Genomic DNA, 12458 nt, shown 5'->3' on the forward strand with positions numbered 1-12458 from the left:
GATTTGTCGATCTGAATGGAGGTTGGCCGCTATGTAGGCGATGCGGAGCCGAACGGCAATCGCTTTCGCCGCATCGAACCGATCACAGGCCGCACAACAACGGGCGTTGGCGCCCCGGCCTGCCTGCCGGCTGGAATGAGCTCAGGACCTACTGGAACCCGATTGCGTCGACGGTTCCGGTCGGGCAACCGGCCTTGTTGGTCGGCACCGAGGCCAGCAGCAGGTCCTTGAGCGAGCTGTTTGGGCCGATCGGACCGGCAAGGCCAAGCGTCAACTCTCCGATCAGCCGCCGGCCGCTCGACGGATCGATGACACAGGAGACGCGCACGCGATCGCCGGCGCCGGCGCCAAAAGCCTGGTCGAAGGCGCCGCGGATCTGGTCCGCCGTCAGCTTGCCGCCGATGTTCTTGGCGAAGAGATCGCGCACCGCTGAGCCGTTCACCGCGCGCATCAGGCCGAGTGCGTCGGAAAAATACTCCTGCTGGTTCTTGCCGTAGCAGGTGCCGTGCTTGATCCATTCATGCCGCTCCAACTGCGAAGCGGTGCCCGGCATAACCTTGTCGAGTTCCGCGCGCGTGCCGGCGTCCAAATTGACAGGCGGAAGATCCTTCCAGTGCGCCGGACTGTCGTTGGCCTTGTCGCTGGCCGGTACCTGGCAATAGAAGTTCCCGTTCGGCTGCGGCCACAGGCCGTGCAAGGTGAAGTTGCTGGCATCGAATTCATTCGGGTTTTGTGCCTTGCATTCGCTCTTGCTGGACTTGGTCTCGCAAAAAGCCGGCTGCCAGCTCAGCGCGAAGACATATTCGGGTTTTCCCGACGCCGCCGGCTTGCCCTGCCCGCCGGGGGTCGCCGGCAGCGTTGCTGCGCTGCTGCCGGAGAGATGTCCGCAACTGACCTTCACCCAGCGCCGATCCGGATCTGCGCCCGGCACCAGAATGAGATAGTGCGTCGGCGCATCCTTGTTGCCCGCCAGCAGTTGATAGCTCTGTCCGGCATCAGTCGAGACATTGCCGGGATTCTTGCCGTTCTTGATGGCTTGCGTCGCCGGACAGGAGGCGTCGGCAACGAAGGTGCCACTCATCCTGACGTCGGCATGGGCCGCACCCGTTAACGATGCCGCCAACATGGCCAATCCGAAAACAACAGCAATGCGCATGGGGAATCCCTGGATGAAAAAGGTGGGCGACAGACTGAAGCTGTCTCCATGTCAGAATTGCGATATTCCACCGGCCAGATGCAAGAAACATCATCGCGAGAAATCCGGAATGGCGGATTGACGCTGAACCGGCCCCGGCGCAAACAAGGCCGGCGCCACCGAGGCGGGCCAGGGTGGAAATCACTGAATGTCATTCAGCCAGCAGCGCATGGTCCGTTCGCCGACCGGCGCCGACCTCAATCTTCTGGTCCGGCAGGCCGACGGCCATCCGCGCGCCGTCATCCAGATCAATCACGGTCTGGCAGAACATGCGGCGCGCTATGATCGTTTTGCCGATTTCCTGGGCGCGCGCGGCTTTAGCGTCTATGTTCACGATCATCGCGGCCATGGCGCAACGAAGGCGCCCGACGCACCGCTGGGCAGGTTCGCGCATGAGGACGGCCCCGCCAAGGTCATCGCCGATGTCGGCGCCATCCATGATCTCATCGCCAGGGAGCAGCCGGGCCTGCCCGTCATCCTGTTCGGCCATTCGATGGGCGCGTCCGTGGCGCTGAACTTTCTCCTGGCCCATTCGAACCGCGTTCACGCCGCCGCCATCTGGAATGGCAATTTTTCAGCTGGCCTGCTCGGGCAGGTGGCGCTCGGCATCCTTGCATGGGAAAGGATGCGGCTCGGCTCGGACGTCCCATCGCGCCTGCTGCCGAAGCTCACCTTCCAGGCCTGGGGCAAGGCGGTGCCCAACCACCGGACCTTGTTCGACTGGCTGTCACGCGACGGGGCCGAGGTCGACAAATACATCGCCGACCCGCTATGCGGCTGGGACGCCTCAGTGTCGATGTGGCGCGATGTCGTCCAGATGACGCTCAATGGCGGCAGGGACGCAGCTTTTGCCGGCGTTCGGCGCGACCTGTCCGTCAGCGTCGTGGGGGGCGAAAAAGACCCTGCCTCGGATTATGGCAAAGGGATCATCCAGCTTGCCGGACGCATGCGCAAAATGGGCTTTTCGAATCTCGTTTCAAAGGTTTACAGCGAGACCCGCCACGAAAGCCTGAACGAGGTGAATCGCGACATCGTCATGGACGATTTCGCGGCATGGGCCGAGACGATCCTGACGCGATGAAGCGTTGGCCCATTGCAAGAGCCGTGACAGCGGCAATCTCTGTTGATAGAGGCTTCGGTTCCGACCAATTCTGGTGATTTATGGCTGAGCCCCCGCTGAAAGGCGTCCGCGTCGTCGAACTCGCCCGCATCCTTGCCGGGCCTTGGGCCGGGCAGTTGCTTGCTGATCTCGGCGCCGACGTCATCAAGGTCGAAAGCCCGGACGGCGGCGACGACACCCGCAAATGGGGCCCCCCCTTCGTCATGGGCAAGGATGGCGAGAACCTGTCGGCCGCCTATTACCATTCCTGCAATCGCGGCAAGCGCTCCATCGCCATCGATTTTTCGACACCGGAGGGCGCCGAAACCGTGCGCCGGCTGGTGGCAACGTCTGACGTGCTGATCGAAAACTTCAAGCTTGGCGGTTTGAAGAAATACGGACTCGACTATGACAGCCTGCGCAAGATCAATCCGCGCCTCGTTTATTGCTCGATCACCGGATTCGGCCAGGACGGTCCGTACGCGCCGCGCGCCGGCTACGATTTCATCATCCAGGGCATGGCCGGCATGATGTCGATCACCGGCGAGGCGGGACGCGAGCCGCAGAAGGCCGGCGTCGCCATCTCCGACATCTTCACTGGCCTCTATTCCGTCATCGCCATCCAGGCGGCCCTTCGCCACGCCGAAAAAACCGGCGAAGGCCAGCACATCGACATGGCATTGTTCGACACCCAAATCTCGGCGCTCGGCAATCAGAACCTCAACTATCTCGTCTCCGGCAAGTCGCCTGTGCAGATGGGCAACGCGCATATGAACATCGCGCCCTACGAGGTGCTGCCGGTCCGGGACGGTCACATCATCCTGGCGGTCGGCAATGACGGCCAGTTCGCCAGGTTCTGCGCGGTGGTCGGGCTGGACGAATTGCCCGGCAATCCCGATTTCGCCACCAATCCGGCCCGCGTCGCCAACCGGGCGGCGCTACGCGAGCGGATCGTCGAGGCGCTGAAGACCAAGGATCGCGACCCGCTGCTGGCCAAGCTGGAAGCGGCCAGCGTGCCGGCGAGCCCGATCAACACGATCGGACAGATGTTCGCCGACCCGCAGGCGATCGCGCGCGGCATGCGGCTCGATCTCGACGACGGCCATGGCAATCTTCTGCCCTCGGTTCGCGCACCGATGATCATGTCCGAAACACCGCTCGTCTATGAGCGCCCCTCGCCCCGCCTGGGCGAACATACTGACGAAATCCTTGCCGAACTGGAGAGAGCAAAATGAAAACCGGCGGACAATTGATCGTCGACGCGCTCGAGGCCAACGGCACCGACCGTATCTTCTGCGTGCCAGGCGAATCCTACCTCGCGGTGCTCGACGCGCTGCACGATTCGGCGATCCGCACCATCGTCTGCCGCCAGGAGGGTGGCGCCGCCATGATGGCCGACTGCCAAGGCCGCCTGACCGGCAAACCCGGTATCTGCTTCGTCACCCGCGGCCCCGGCGCCACCAATGCCTCCGCCGGCATCCATATCGCCATGCAGGATTCAGTTCCCGTGATCCTGTTCATCGGCCAGGTCGCCAGCCACGCCAAGCAGCGCGAGGCCTTCCAGGAAGTGGACTATGTCAGGTTCTTTGGCGACATCGCAAAATGGGTGGTAGAGATCGACGATGCGTCGCGTATTCCCGAATTCGTCACCCGCGCCTTTGCCGTGGCGACCTCCGGACGCCCAGGTCCCGTCGTCATCTCGCTGCCGGAAGACATGCTGACCAGTGTCGTCGATGCACCGGCCGCGATCGCCTACACCCCGGTCGAGACCAGCCCCGCCGAAGCCGAACTCGACCGGCTCGAGGCGCTGCTCAATGCCGCCAAACGACCGATCGCGATCCTGGGCGGCACACGTTGGGATTTCCAGGCTGTTCAGGAAATCACCCGCATCGCCGAGGCGTGGTCGCTACCGGTCGGCTGCTCCTTCCGCCGCCAGATGCTGTTCGATCATCTGCACCCGAACTATGCCGGCGATGTCGGCATCGGCATCAACCCGAAGCTGGCGACAGCAATCAAGCGGGCCGATCTGGTGCTGCTGATCGGCGGCCGCATGGGCGAGATGCCGTCCTCGGACTATACGCTGCTGAAGAGCCCCTACCCTGACCAGACGCTGGTCCATGTCCACCCCGATGCCGGCGAACTAGGCCGCGTCTACCGTCCAACGCTTGCGATCAACGCCTCGCCCGCCGCCTTCGTGCGCGCCTTCGCCAACCGGAAGGGACCGGCATCGCCGGGCTGGGCGGCGGAGACGGCAAAGCTCCATGCCGCTTATCTCGACTGGTCGACCCCACCGGAAAGCGGTCCGGGCGCCGTCCAGATGGGGCTGATCATGACCTATCTCGAAACGGTGCTGCCCGACGATGCCATCCTGACCAACGGCGCCGGCAACTACGCCACGTGGGTGCACCGCTTCCATCGCTTCCGCCGCTTTGCCACACAGGGCGCGCCGACCTCAGGCTCGATGGGTTACGGAACGCCGGCGGCGGTAGCGGCCAAGGCACTTTATCCGAATCGCACCGTAGTCGCTTTCGCCGGCGACGGCTGCTTCCTGATGAACGGGCAGGAATTCGCCACCGCCGTGCAATACGGGTTGCCGATCATCGTCATCGTCGTCAATAATGGCATCTACGGCACCATCCGCATGCACCAGGAGCGTGAATACCCCGGGCGGGTGGTGGCCACGGACCTCAAGAATCCGGACTTCGCCGCCCTGGCGCGTGCCTATGGTGGCCATGGCGAAACGGTGGAGAAAACCGCCGACTTCGCCCCTGCCTTCGAGCGTGCTCGCGCCAGCGGCAAGCCGGCAATCGTCGAGATCCGGCTCGATCCGGAGGCAATCACCCCGACCCGAACGATGACGCAGATAAGAGACAAGGCCTGAAAGTCGGTTTCCGGCAGGAGAAAGGGCGGCGCTGTCCCGCAAAGCTTTCGCAAGCAAATACGGGCGCGCGCCCCGAGCGACGTCGCGTTACATCGCCGCCGCCGCCTTTTCGATCTGACCGCGGATCTCGCCGTCCTTGTTGGCCGCGGTGTGTATGTTGACGTAATATTTGCCGGCCTCCAGATCGGTCACCTGCGTATCGGTCAATGTCGCCGATCCCTTGATCGGGCTCTTGAGTTTTTTGAACGGGATTACGGGGTCCGCATTTTCCCCCTTCGCGGCCGGGCCATGAATATGTGCGGCCGTCGCCGGCCCGCTGAGGCCGGAGTATTTGACGTTCCAACTGAGTTTCTTCTTGGCGGTGTCAAAGGTGAATGTGGCGGTTCCCTTGCCCTTGGTAGTGACGGGTGGGCTCTGCTGGCTGCCATCGAGCGTCGCCTTGAACTTCATCATGTCGGCCAGGGCCGGCGACGCGAACAGGAAAGCGGTCGAAATGGCCAGCGCCGAAAGCGTCGGCAAGACGGTCTGTGTGCGCATGAAGAACCTCCGATTGGCTGTAGCATCCGCCGTGGCTCCCCGCACGCGCATGCCTCCGACGCAACGCTCGGCCGCCCCAATGTATCCAGGCACACGCTTTTGTGATTTGGCCGCATGAAAAAGGGGCGGTCGCCCGCCCCTCCAACATCGTCCATCAAGCCCCGTCACGAGGCCGCTTTGAGGCCTACTTGATCGCCTTGTCGGTGATCGCGGTGGTATAGGCGCCCTTCGGCTCCTTGGTGATGATCTTCTGGTCGAGCAACGCCTTGGCGGTACGCTCATAGGTCGCCGGGTCGAGCTTGCCGTCGGCATTGTCGATGAGCTTGGCGACTTCGCTCATCATACGCTTCTGGTGATTCTCGTCCTGGCCGCCACCATCCATGACGATCTCCGCCGCTTCGTCATTGTTGTCGACGGCGTATTTCCAACCCTTCATCGAGGCGCGCACGAAACGCACCATCTTGTCCTCGAAGGCCGGATCCTTGAGCTTGTCCTCCGAGGCATAAAGCCCGTCCTCGAGCAGGTCGTTGCCCATCGCCGAGTAGTTGAACACGGTGAGCTGCTCCGGCTTGTAGCCGGCGTCGATCAGCTGCCAAAATTCATTGTAGGTCATGACCGAGATGCAATCCGCCTGCTTCTGAATCAGCGGCTGCACGTCAAAGCTCTGCTTGAGAACGGTGACGCCGTCCGGGCCGCCATCGGTCTTTAGGCCAAGCTTGTTCATCCAGGCGTAGAACGGATATTCGTTGCCGAAGAACCAGACGCCGAGCGTGTGGCCCTTGAAGTCGGCTTCGGTCTTGATCGGGCCGTCTTTCGGACAGACCAGTTCCATGCCGGCCTTCTTGAACGGCTGGGCGATGTTGACCAGCGGCACGCCCTTTTCGCGGGCTGCCAGCGCCCCGCCCATCCAGTCGACGATGACATCGGCGCCGCCGCCGGCGATCACCTGCTCGGGCGCAATGTCGGGACCGCCCGGCTTGATGTCGACGTCGAGACCCTCGGCCTCGTAGAAGCCCTTCGCCTTGGCGACGTAATAGCCGGCAAACTGGGCCTGCGTGACCCATTTCAGCTGCAACGTCACCTTGTCGGCGGCCATTGCCTGGAACGCGGCCAGCGACATCGCGCCGGCCAGTACAGGAACAATCAGTCTTTTCATTTTTTTCCCTCTGGAGTTAGTGCCCAAACCCACCGCCCCTATCCACCACGGACAGAGGGATGCCAAAACGTGACGGCTCTTTCGACAAGAGCGACCACCCCATAAAAGACCGAACCCGCAAGGGCTGCAACTGCGATTTCGGCCCAGACCATGTCGATGTTCATCCGTCCGACTTCGGTCGAGATGCGGAAGCCCATGCCGACGACGGGCGTGCCGAAGAACTCGGCGACGATGGCGCCGATCAGCGCCAGCGTCGAGTTGATCTTCAGCGCGTTGAAGATGAAGGGAGCGGCGGCCGGCAGCCTGAGCTTGATAAGCGTCGGCCAGTAGCCCGACGCATAGGTGCGCATCAGGTCGCGCTCCATATGGCCGGACGCGGCCAGACCGGCGACGGTGTTCACCAGCATCGGGAAGAAGGTCATGATGATGACGACAGCCGCCTTGGACTGCCAGTCGAAGCCGAACCACATCACCATGATCGGCGCCACGCCGATGATCGGCAGCGCCGAGACCATGTTGCCGATGGGCAGCAGGCCGCGCCGCAGGAACGGCACCCGGTCGGCGAGAATGGCCGTGACAAAGCCGGCGCCGCTGCCCACGATATAGCCGAAGATAACAGCCTTGAAGATGGTCTGCCGGACATCGGCGCCAAGGATCGGCAGCGAACTGGCGATGCGCGCGCCGATGGCGCTCGGCGGCGGCAACAGGATGAACGGGATGCCGGCGCCACGCGTCACCGCTTCCCAGATGATCAGGATCCAGGCGCCGAAGATGGCGGGGATGATCAGGCGCAGCGCCGTGCGCATCCAGCTTGCGGTGGGGTGCAGTCCCGATAGCACCGCGACGCAGCGCCAGCCAAGCAGCCAGGCGGCCGTGAGCAGCACGAAATACGGCGCCAGTGCCGTGCCTTCGAAACCAGCGATACCTGAGATCAGCAGCCAGGCGACGAGGTGGGCGCCGACAAACAGTACGACCGCTTCCACAAAGGGCGAAATCCTGATCATCGAGACCAGGGCCGTGAGCATGGCAAGGCCAAACATCAGGCCCTTCGTTCCGAGATAGGGATAGTTGGCGCTGGTTGTCGGGTCCGCTAGCGCCGCCGCTTCCGGCTTCGACATGGCGCCGAGTGCGACCGCCATCAGGCACAGCACGATGGCCAGCACAGCCTGCCAGGAAGGCTTCAGCCGGTTCATGCCGGCCTCCCGCCCATGGCGCGGTCGACGAGGCGCCCGGCAATGCCGACCACCATGACCAGCAGCGCGGCCACGATCGAGCCCGCGACAAGCGCCGACCAGATGTCGATGGACTGGCTGTAATAGGCGCCAGCGAGCAGCTTGGCGCCGATGCCGGCGACGGCGCCCGTCGGCAGTTCGCCGACAATGGCGCCGACCAGACTGGCCGCCACCGCCACCTTCATCGAGGTGAACAGGAACGGCACCGAGGCCGGCACGCGCAGCTTCCAGAAGGTCTGCGCACGGCTGGCATTGTAGGTGTGCATCAGGTCGAGATGCATGATCTCGGGCGAGCGCAGGCCTTTCACCATGCCAACCGTCACCGGGAAGAACGACAGATAGGTCGAAATCATCGCCTTCGGGATCAGGCCGGTGATGCCGATCGCCGCCAGCACCACGATGATCATCGGCGCCACCGCCAGGATCGGGATGGTCTGCGAGGCGATGATCCATGGCATCAGGCTGCGGTCGAGCGTCGCCACATGTACGATGCCCACCGCGATGATGATGCCGAGCGCCGTGCCGAAGGCAAAGCCCAGCAGCGTCGAGGACAGCGTCACCCAGGCATTGTAGACCAGGCTGCGGTTCGAAGTGACGTTGCGCAGGAACGTGTTCTCGAAAAAGTTCACCGCCACCTGGTGCGGCGCCGGCAGCGTCGGCTTCGGCTGCGAGAGCGTCTTGCCGATGAACTCGACGGTGCCGGGCGTTTCGTTGGCACGTTGGTCGAGATCGCGCTGGAACGGCGTGTTGAGTATGACGGCGAAGACGTACCAGAGTACGACCACGCCGGCGAGGATGGAGGTTACCGGGATGACCTTTGAGCGGAAGGTGTCCATCTAGCGCCGCCCTTCTCCTCTCCCCACCGGGGAGAGGGTGGCCGGAGCGAAGCGGAGGTCGGGGGCCCTTGCCTTCGTCATCCTAGGACGAAGCAAGGAGCGAAGCGACGCGGCGCAGACCCTAGAATTCATGCCGTTACCTCTCCGCTCCGCGACCATTCGGAATATGGCTCCCTCCGCGCCGCTTAGCCTGCCGAATATTCTCGACTGTTTGCGCCTTTCGGCAGGCGTCACGGCATGGATCCTAGGGTCTACGTATGCCGCTTCGCGGCTACTCCGCCCTAGAATGACGAAGGCGTAGGTGGCCGCTCCTTCGTGAGGTGGAGGCGCCTTTCGGGGCGCTGCCGCCAGTCCATCCTGCCCCCGCTCAATCATCATAGCTGTGCCCTGCCCTTAAGCCGTCTCGCACCCGTGCGGCGATCGCCAGGAACTCCGGCGTCTCGCGGATGTCGAGTGGCCGCTCCTTCGGCAGCGTCGATTCGATGACGTCGCTGACGCGGCCCGGACGCGGCGACATGACGACGATGCGCGTCGATAAATACACCGCCTCGGGAATGGAGTGCGTGACGAAGCAGATGGTCTTGTTGGTGCGCGCCCACAATTGCAGCAATTGCCCGTTGAGATGGTCGCGCACGATCTCGTCCAGCGCGCCGAACGGCTCGTCCATCAACAGAAGGTCGGCATCGAAGGCGAGCGCGCGAGCGATCGAGGCGCGCTGCTGCATGCCGCCGGAAAGCTGCCAAGGATACTTCTTCTCGAAGCCGGAAAGGTTGACGAGATCGAGCGTGCGCCTGATCCGCTCTCCCTGCTCCGCCCCGGACAGACCCATGATCTCCAGCGGCAGCGCGACGTTGCGCTCGATGGTGCGCCAGGGAAACAGGGCGGCGGCCTGGAAGACATAGCCGTAGGCGCGTTTCTCGCGCGCCTGTTCTGCTGTCATGCCGTTGACCGAAATGGTCCCCGAGGTCGGCTTCTCAAGATCGGCGATGACCCGCAGCAAGGTCGTCTTGCCGCAGCCCGACGGCCCGATGAAGGAAACGAACTCACCCTTGCCGATGGTCAGGTCGACATTGGACAGCGCCTGTACCGGCCCGTCATTGGTCTGGAAGGTCAGGCCAAGCTTGCTTGCCGCGACGACGGCTGGCGAAATCCCCGTCATCGGCCGCGGCCTGCCTGTTCCTGCCCCTTTAGTGCCGGCCCGATTCCGATTGCTTTTATCGCGATGTTGTTTTCCACTCGCCCAGTCCCATTGGTCTTGTTCCACTCATTCGACGCCCGGAGTTTCCCCGATGTCGCCTCAACCCACTTGCCATCTTATCCGCCCTGAAAGCTCTTATGAAGGCAAGCAGGGATTGACCTATTTCGCCGGTATCGCCACCGAGTCGGTCGGCTCATCTGGTATCTGCATGCATGTGCTCACCATGCCGCCCGGCGCCCGCGCTAAGGCGCATCTGCATGAGAACCATGAAACGGCGATCTACGTGCTCTCCGGCGAGGTCCATACCTGGTACGGCGACCGGCTTGAGAACCACATCGTCGCCAAAGCCGGCGACCTCTTCTACATTCCGGCCGGCGTGCCGCATCTGCCCGCCAATCTGAGTGGGGCCCCGTCTTCGGCCGTCATTGCCCGCACCGATCCCAAAGAGCAGGAAAGCGTCGTCCTGCTGCCGGAACTGGATGCATTGGTCGCCTGAAGCCGGCCTTGCGGGGCTAAGCGCCCATCGGCCAATTGCTTGAGGTTTGCGCTGCCCCTCATCGCCCTGCCGGGCACTTCTCCCCGTATAGGGACGAGGAGAAGGACGATTTCGCGAAGGATTTCGCCGATTTCCAGCGTTGCCGGAAAGGGCGCCAAGATTGCGTTCAGTTCCCTTCTCCCCGTCCCTATACGGGGAGAAGGCGCCGGCAGGGCGATGGGGGGCAGCACCAACTTCGGCAATCATCGGCACCCGGAAACTTCCCCGCAGACGGTGCCGTCCTTGTCGGCGATCATCAGTTTCTTGGCGCTTTTCGAGCTGCGCAAGCTCAAACCCCAGTCGCCGGAATGCCTGTCCGCTCCACCTTGCGCGGCGCGGTGATCTCCTTCCAGGTCGACAGTGCCCGGTTAACCGCCGCGTTCGGCTCGCGGCCAACGAACTGGCCATGGCCAGGCTTGGCCTTCACCTCGGTCTCCTCGATCGACAATTCGCCACGCGAGAAGACATAGCGCGGCAGGCCTGTCACTTCGACGCCTTCGAAGACATTGTAGTCGATGACCGACTGCTGCTTCTTCGAAGAAATGATCTTCTTGCGCTTGGGATCCCACACGATGATGTCGGCATCCGCGCCTTCGACAATGGCGCCCTTTTTCGGGTACATGTTGAGGATCTTGGCTATGTTGGTCGAGGTTACGGCGACGAATTCGTTCATCGTCAGCCGCCCGGTGTTGACGCCCCTGGTCCACAGCACCGGCATGCGATCCTCGAGGCCGCCCGTGCCGTTCGGGATCTTGGTGAAATTGCCGACGCCGAAGCGCTTCTGGTCCGTGGTGAAGGCGCAGTGGTCGGTCGCCACCACCTGCAACGATCCCGCCTGCAGGCCGGCCCACAGCGAATCCTGGTGTAATTTGTTGCGGAAGGGCGGGCTCATCACGCGGCGCGCCGCATGGTCCCAGTCCTTGTCGAAATACTCACTCTCGTCCAGCGTCAGGTGCTGGATCAGTGGCTCGCCGAACACCCGCATGCCTTTCTGACGCGCCCGGCGGATGGCCTCGTGCGCCTGCTCGCAGGAAACATGCACGACGTAGAGCGGCACGCCGGCCATGTCGGCGATCATGATGGCGCGGTTGGTCGCCTCGCCTTCCACTTCCGGCGGGCGCGAATAGGCGTGCCCCTCCGGGCCATTGTTGCCGGCGGCAAGCAGCTTCTGCGAGAGCGCCGCGACCACGTCGCCATTCTCGGCATGCACCAGCGGCAGCGCGCCGAGCTCGGCGCAGCGCTGGAACGACGCATACATCTCGTCGTCGTCCACCATCAGCGCGCCCTTGTAGGCCATGAAATGCTTGAACGAGGTGATGCCCTTGTCGACGACGGTGGCCATCTCGTCGAACACCTGCTTGCCCCACCAGGTGATCGCCATATGGAAGGAATAATCGCAGGACGCCTTCGAGGTCTTGTTGTCCCACATCTGCAAGGCCTCGAGCAGCGACTGCTGCGGCGACGGCAGGCAGAAATCGACCACCATCGTCGTGCCGCCGGCTAGTGCCGCGCGCGTGCCGGACTCGAAATCGTCGGCCGAATAGGTGCCCATGAACGGCATTTCGAGATGGGTATGCGGATCGATACCGCCTGGCATGACATAACAGCCGGTGGCGTCGAACTCATGGTCGCCGTGTAGGTCGGAGCCAATGGCGACGATCTTGCCGTGCTGCATCAGCACGTCGGCCTTCCATGTGCGGTCGGCGGTAACGATGGTGCCGTTTCTGATGACTTTGGTCATTTTTCTCGTTCCCTTGTTCCTTCGCGCTTCTTGCGAGCAGCGTTTGGA

Annotated in this window: 11 protein-coding genes; 4 read left to right on the plus strand and 7 right to left on the minus strand. The window is 63.1% G+C overall.

The genetic code is table 11. The features are described 5' to 3' along the window. Positions 1 to 148: 148 nt before the first annotated feature. Entirely contained in the window at positions 149 to 1156 is a 1008-nt protein-coding gene (locus FJ426_RS19690) for a ribonuclease (RefSeq protein ID WP_140557505.1), read from the minus strand. Positions 1157 to 1343: 187 nt separating this feature from the next. Between FJ426_RS19690 and FJ426_RS19695 the strand changes: the two genes are divergently transcribed. The 3 genes from FJ426_RS19695 (at position 1344) to FJ426_RS19705 (ending at position 5175) form a co-directional block, all read left to right on the plus strand. After that, positions 1344 to 2276 carry an alpha/beta hydrolase gene (locus FJ426_RS19695; RefSeq protein WP_140825506.1) on the plus strand — a complete coding sequence of 311 codons (933 nt, stop codon included), beginning with the start codon at positions 1344 to 1346 and terminating at the stop codon, positions 2274 to 2276. A gap of 80 nt (positions 2277 to 2356) precedes the next feature. Next, entirely contained in the window at positions 2357 to 3529 is a 1173-nt protein-coding gene (locus FJ426_RS19700; RefSeq protein ID WP_140516648.1) for a CaiB/BaiF CoA-transferase family protein, read from the plus strand. Further along, positions 3526 to 5175, plus strand: a complete 1650-nt coding sequence (locus FJ426_RS19705) for a thiamine pyrophosphate-binding protein (protein WP_140559506.1) — start codon at positions 3526 to 3528, stop codon at positions 5173 to 5175. Before FJ426_RS19700 ends, FJ426_RS19705 begins: the two co-directional genes overlap by 4 nt. Before the next feature lie 87 nt (positions 5176 to 5262). Here the strand turns inward: FJ426_RS19705 and FJ426_RS19710 are convergent, their stop codons facing one another. The 5 genes from FJ426_RS19710 to FJ426_RS19735 form a co-directional block, all read right to left on the minus strand. Further along, on the minus strand, positions 5263 to 5712 hold the full coding sequence (locus FJ426_RS19710; RefSeq protein WP_140521232.1) for a CHRD domain-containing protein: 450 nt from the start codon (positions 5710 to 5712) through the stop codon (positions 5263 to 5265). 184 nt (positions 5713 to 5896) lie between these two features. Further along, positions 5897 to 6868, minus strand: a complete 972-nt coding sequence (locus FJ426_RS19715; protein ID WP_140516654.1) for an ABC transporter substrate-binding protein — start codon at positions 6866 to 6868, stop codon at positions 5897 to 5899. Between the two features lie 38 nt (positions 6869 to 6906). After that, positions 6907 to 8061, minus strand: coding sequence for an ABC transporter permease (locus FJ426_RS19720; RefSeq protein WP_140559505.1), 1155 nt, complete (start codon positions 8059 to 8061; stop codon positions 6907 to 6909). After that, positions 8058 to 8936 (minus strand): ABC transporter permease, encoded by an 879-nt coding sequence (locus FJ426_RS19725; protein ID WP_140495135.1) that lies wholly within the window; start codon positions 8934 to 8936, stop codon positions 8058 to 8060. Before FJ426_RS19725 ends, FJ426_RS19720 begins: the two co-directional genes overlap by 4 nt. Before the next feature lie 367 nt (positions 8937 to 9303). Further along, positions 9304 to 10095: an ABC transporter ATP-binding protein gene (locus FJ426_RS19735; protein WP_140495131.1), complete on the minus strand. Its 792-nt coding sequence runs from the start codon at positions 10093 to 10095 to the stop codon at positions 9304 to 9306. Positions 10096 to 10225: 130 nt separating this feature from the next. On the opposite strand from FJ426_RS19735, the gene FJ426_RS19740 reads away from it, so the two are divergent. Then, entirely contained in the window at positions 10226 to 10630 is a 405-nt protein-coding gene (locus FJ426_RS19740) for a cupin domain-containing protein (protein WP_140495129.1), read from the plus strand. A 328-nt stretch (positions 10631 to 10958) separates the two neighbouring features. Here the strand turns inward: FJ426_RS19740 and hydA are convergent, their stop codons facing one another. Next, entirely contained in the window at positions 10959 to 12410 is a 1452-nt protein-coding gene (gene hydA / locus FJ426_RS19750; protein ID WP_140495127.1) for a dihydropyrimidinase, read from the minus strand. Positions 12411 to 12458 lie beyond the last annotated feature (48 nt).

The sequence above is a fragment of the Mesorhizobium sp. B2-6-4 genome (assembly GCF_006441495.1).
Lineage (GTDB): Bacteria > Pseudomonadota > Alphaproteobacteria > Rhizobiales > Rhizobiaceae > Mesorhizobium.

What these genes read in the sequence shown, in the direction of transcription:
- FJ426_RS19690 (WP_140557505.1), bottom strand. Translation starts at nt 1,156, where the DNA reads ATGCGCATTGCTGTTGTTTTCGGATTGGCCATGTTGGCGGCATCGTTA.
- FJ426_RS19720 (WP_140559505.1), bottom strand. Translation starts at nt 8,061, where the DNA reads ATGAACCGGCTGAAGCCTTCCTGGCAGGCTGTGCTGGCCATCGTGCTG.
- FJ426_RS19735 (WP_140495131.1), bottom strand. Translation starts at nt 10,095, where the DNA reads ATGACGGGGATTTCGCCAGCCGTCGTCGCGGCAAGCAAGCTTGGCCTG.
- FJ426_RS19715 (WP_140516654.1), bottom strand. Translation starts at nt 6,868, where the DNA reads ATGAAAAGACTGATTGTTCCTGTACTGGCCGGCGCGATGTCGCTGGCC.
- FJ426_RS19710 (WP_140521232.1), bottom strand. Translation starts at nt 5,712, where the DNA reads ATGCGCACACAGACCGTCTTGCCGACGCTTTCGGCGCTGGCCATTTCG.
- hydA (WP_140495127.1), bottom strand. Translation starts at nt 12,410, where the DNA reads ATGACCAAAGTCATCAGAAACGGCACCATCGTTACCGCCGACCGCACA.
- FJ426_RS19695 (WP_140825506.1), top strand. Translation starts at nt 1,344, where the DNA reads ATGTCATTCAGCCAGCAGCGCATGGTCCGTTCGCCGACCGGCGCCGAC.
- FJ426_RS19705 (WP_140559506.1), top strand. Translation starts at nt 3,526, where the DNA reads ATGAAAACCGGCGGACAATTGATCGTCGACGCGCTCGAGGCCAACGGC.
- FJ426_RS19700 (WP_140516648.1), top strand. Translation starts at nt 2,357, where the DNA reads ATGGCTGAGCCCCCGCTGAAAGGCGTCCGCGTCGTCGAACTCGCCCGC.
- FJ426_RS19740 (WP_140495129.1), top strand. Translation starts at nt 10,226, where the DNA reads ATGTCGCCTCAACCCACTTGCCATCTTATCCGCCCTGAAAGCTCTTAT.
- FJ426_RS19725 (WP_140495135.1), bottom strand. Translation starts at nt 8,936, where the DNA reads ATGGACACCTTCCGCTCAAAGGTCATCCCGGTAACCTCCATCCTCGCC.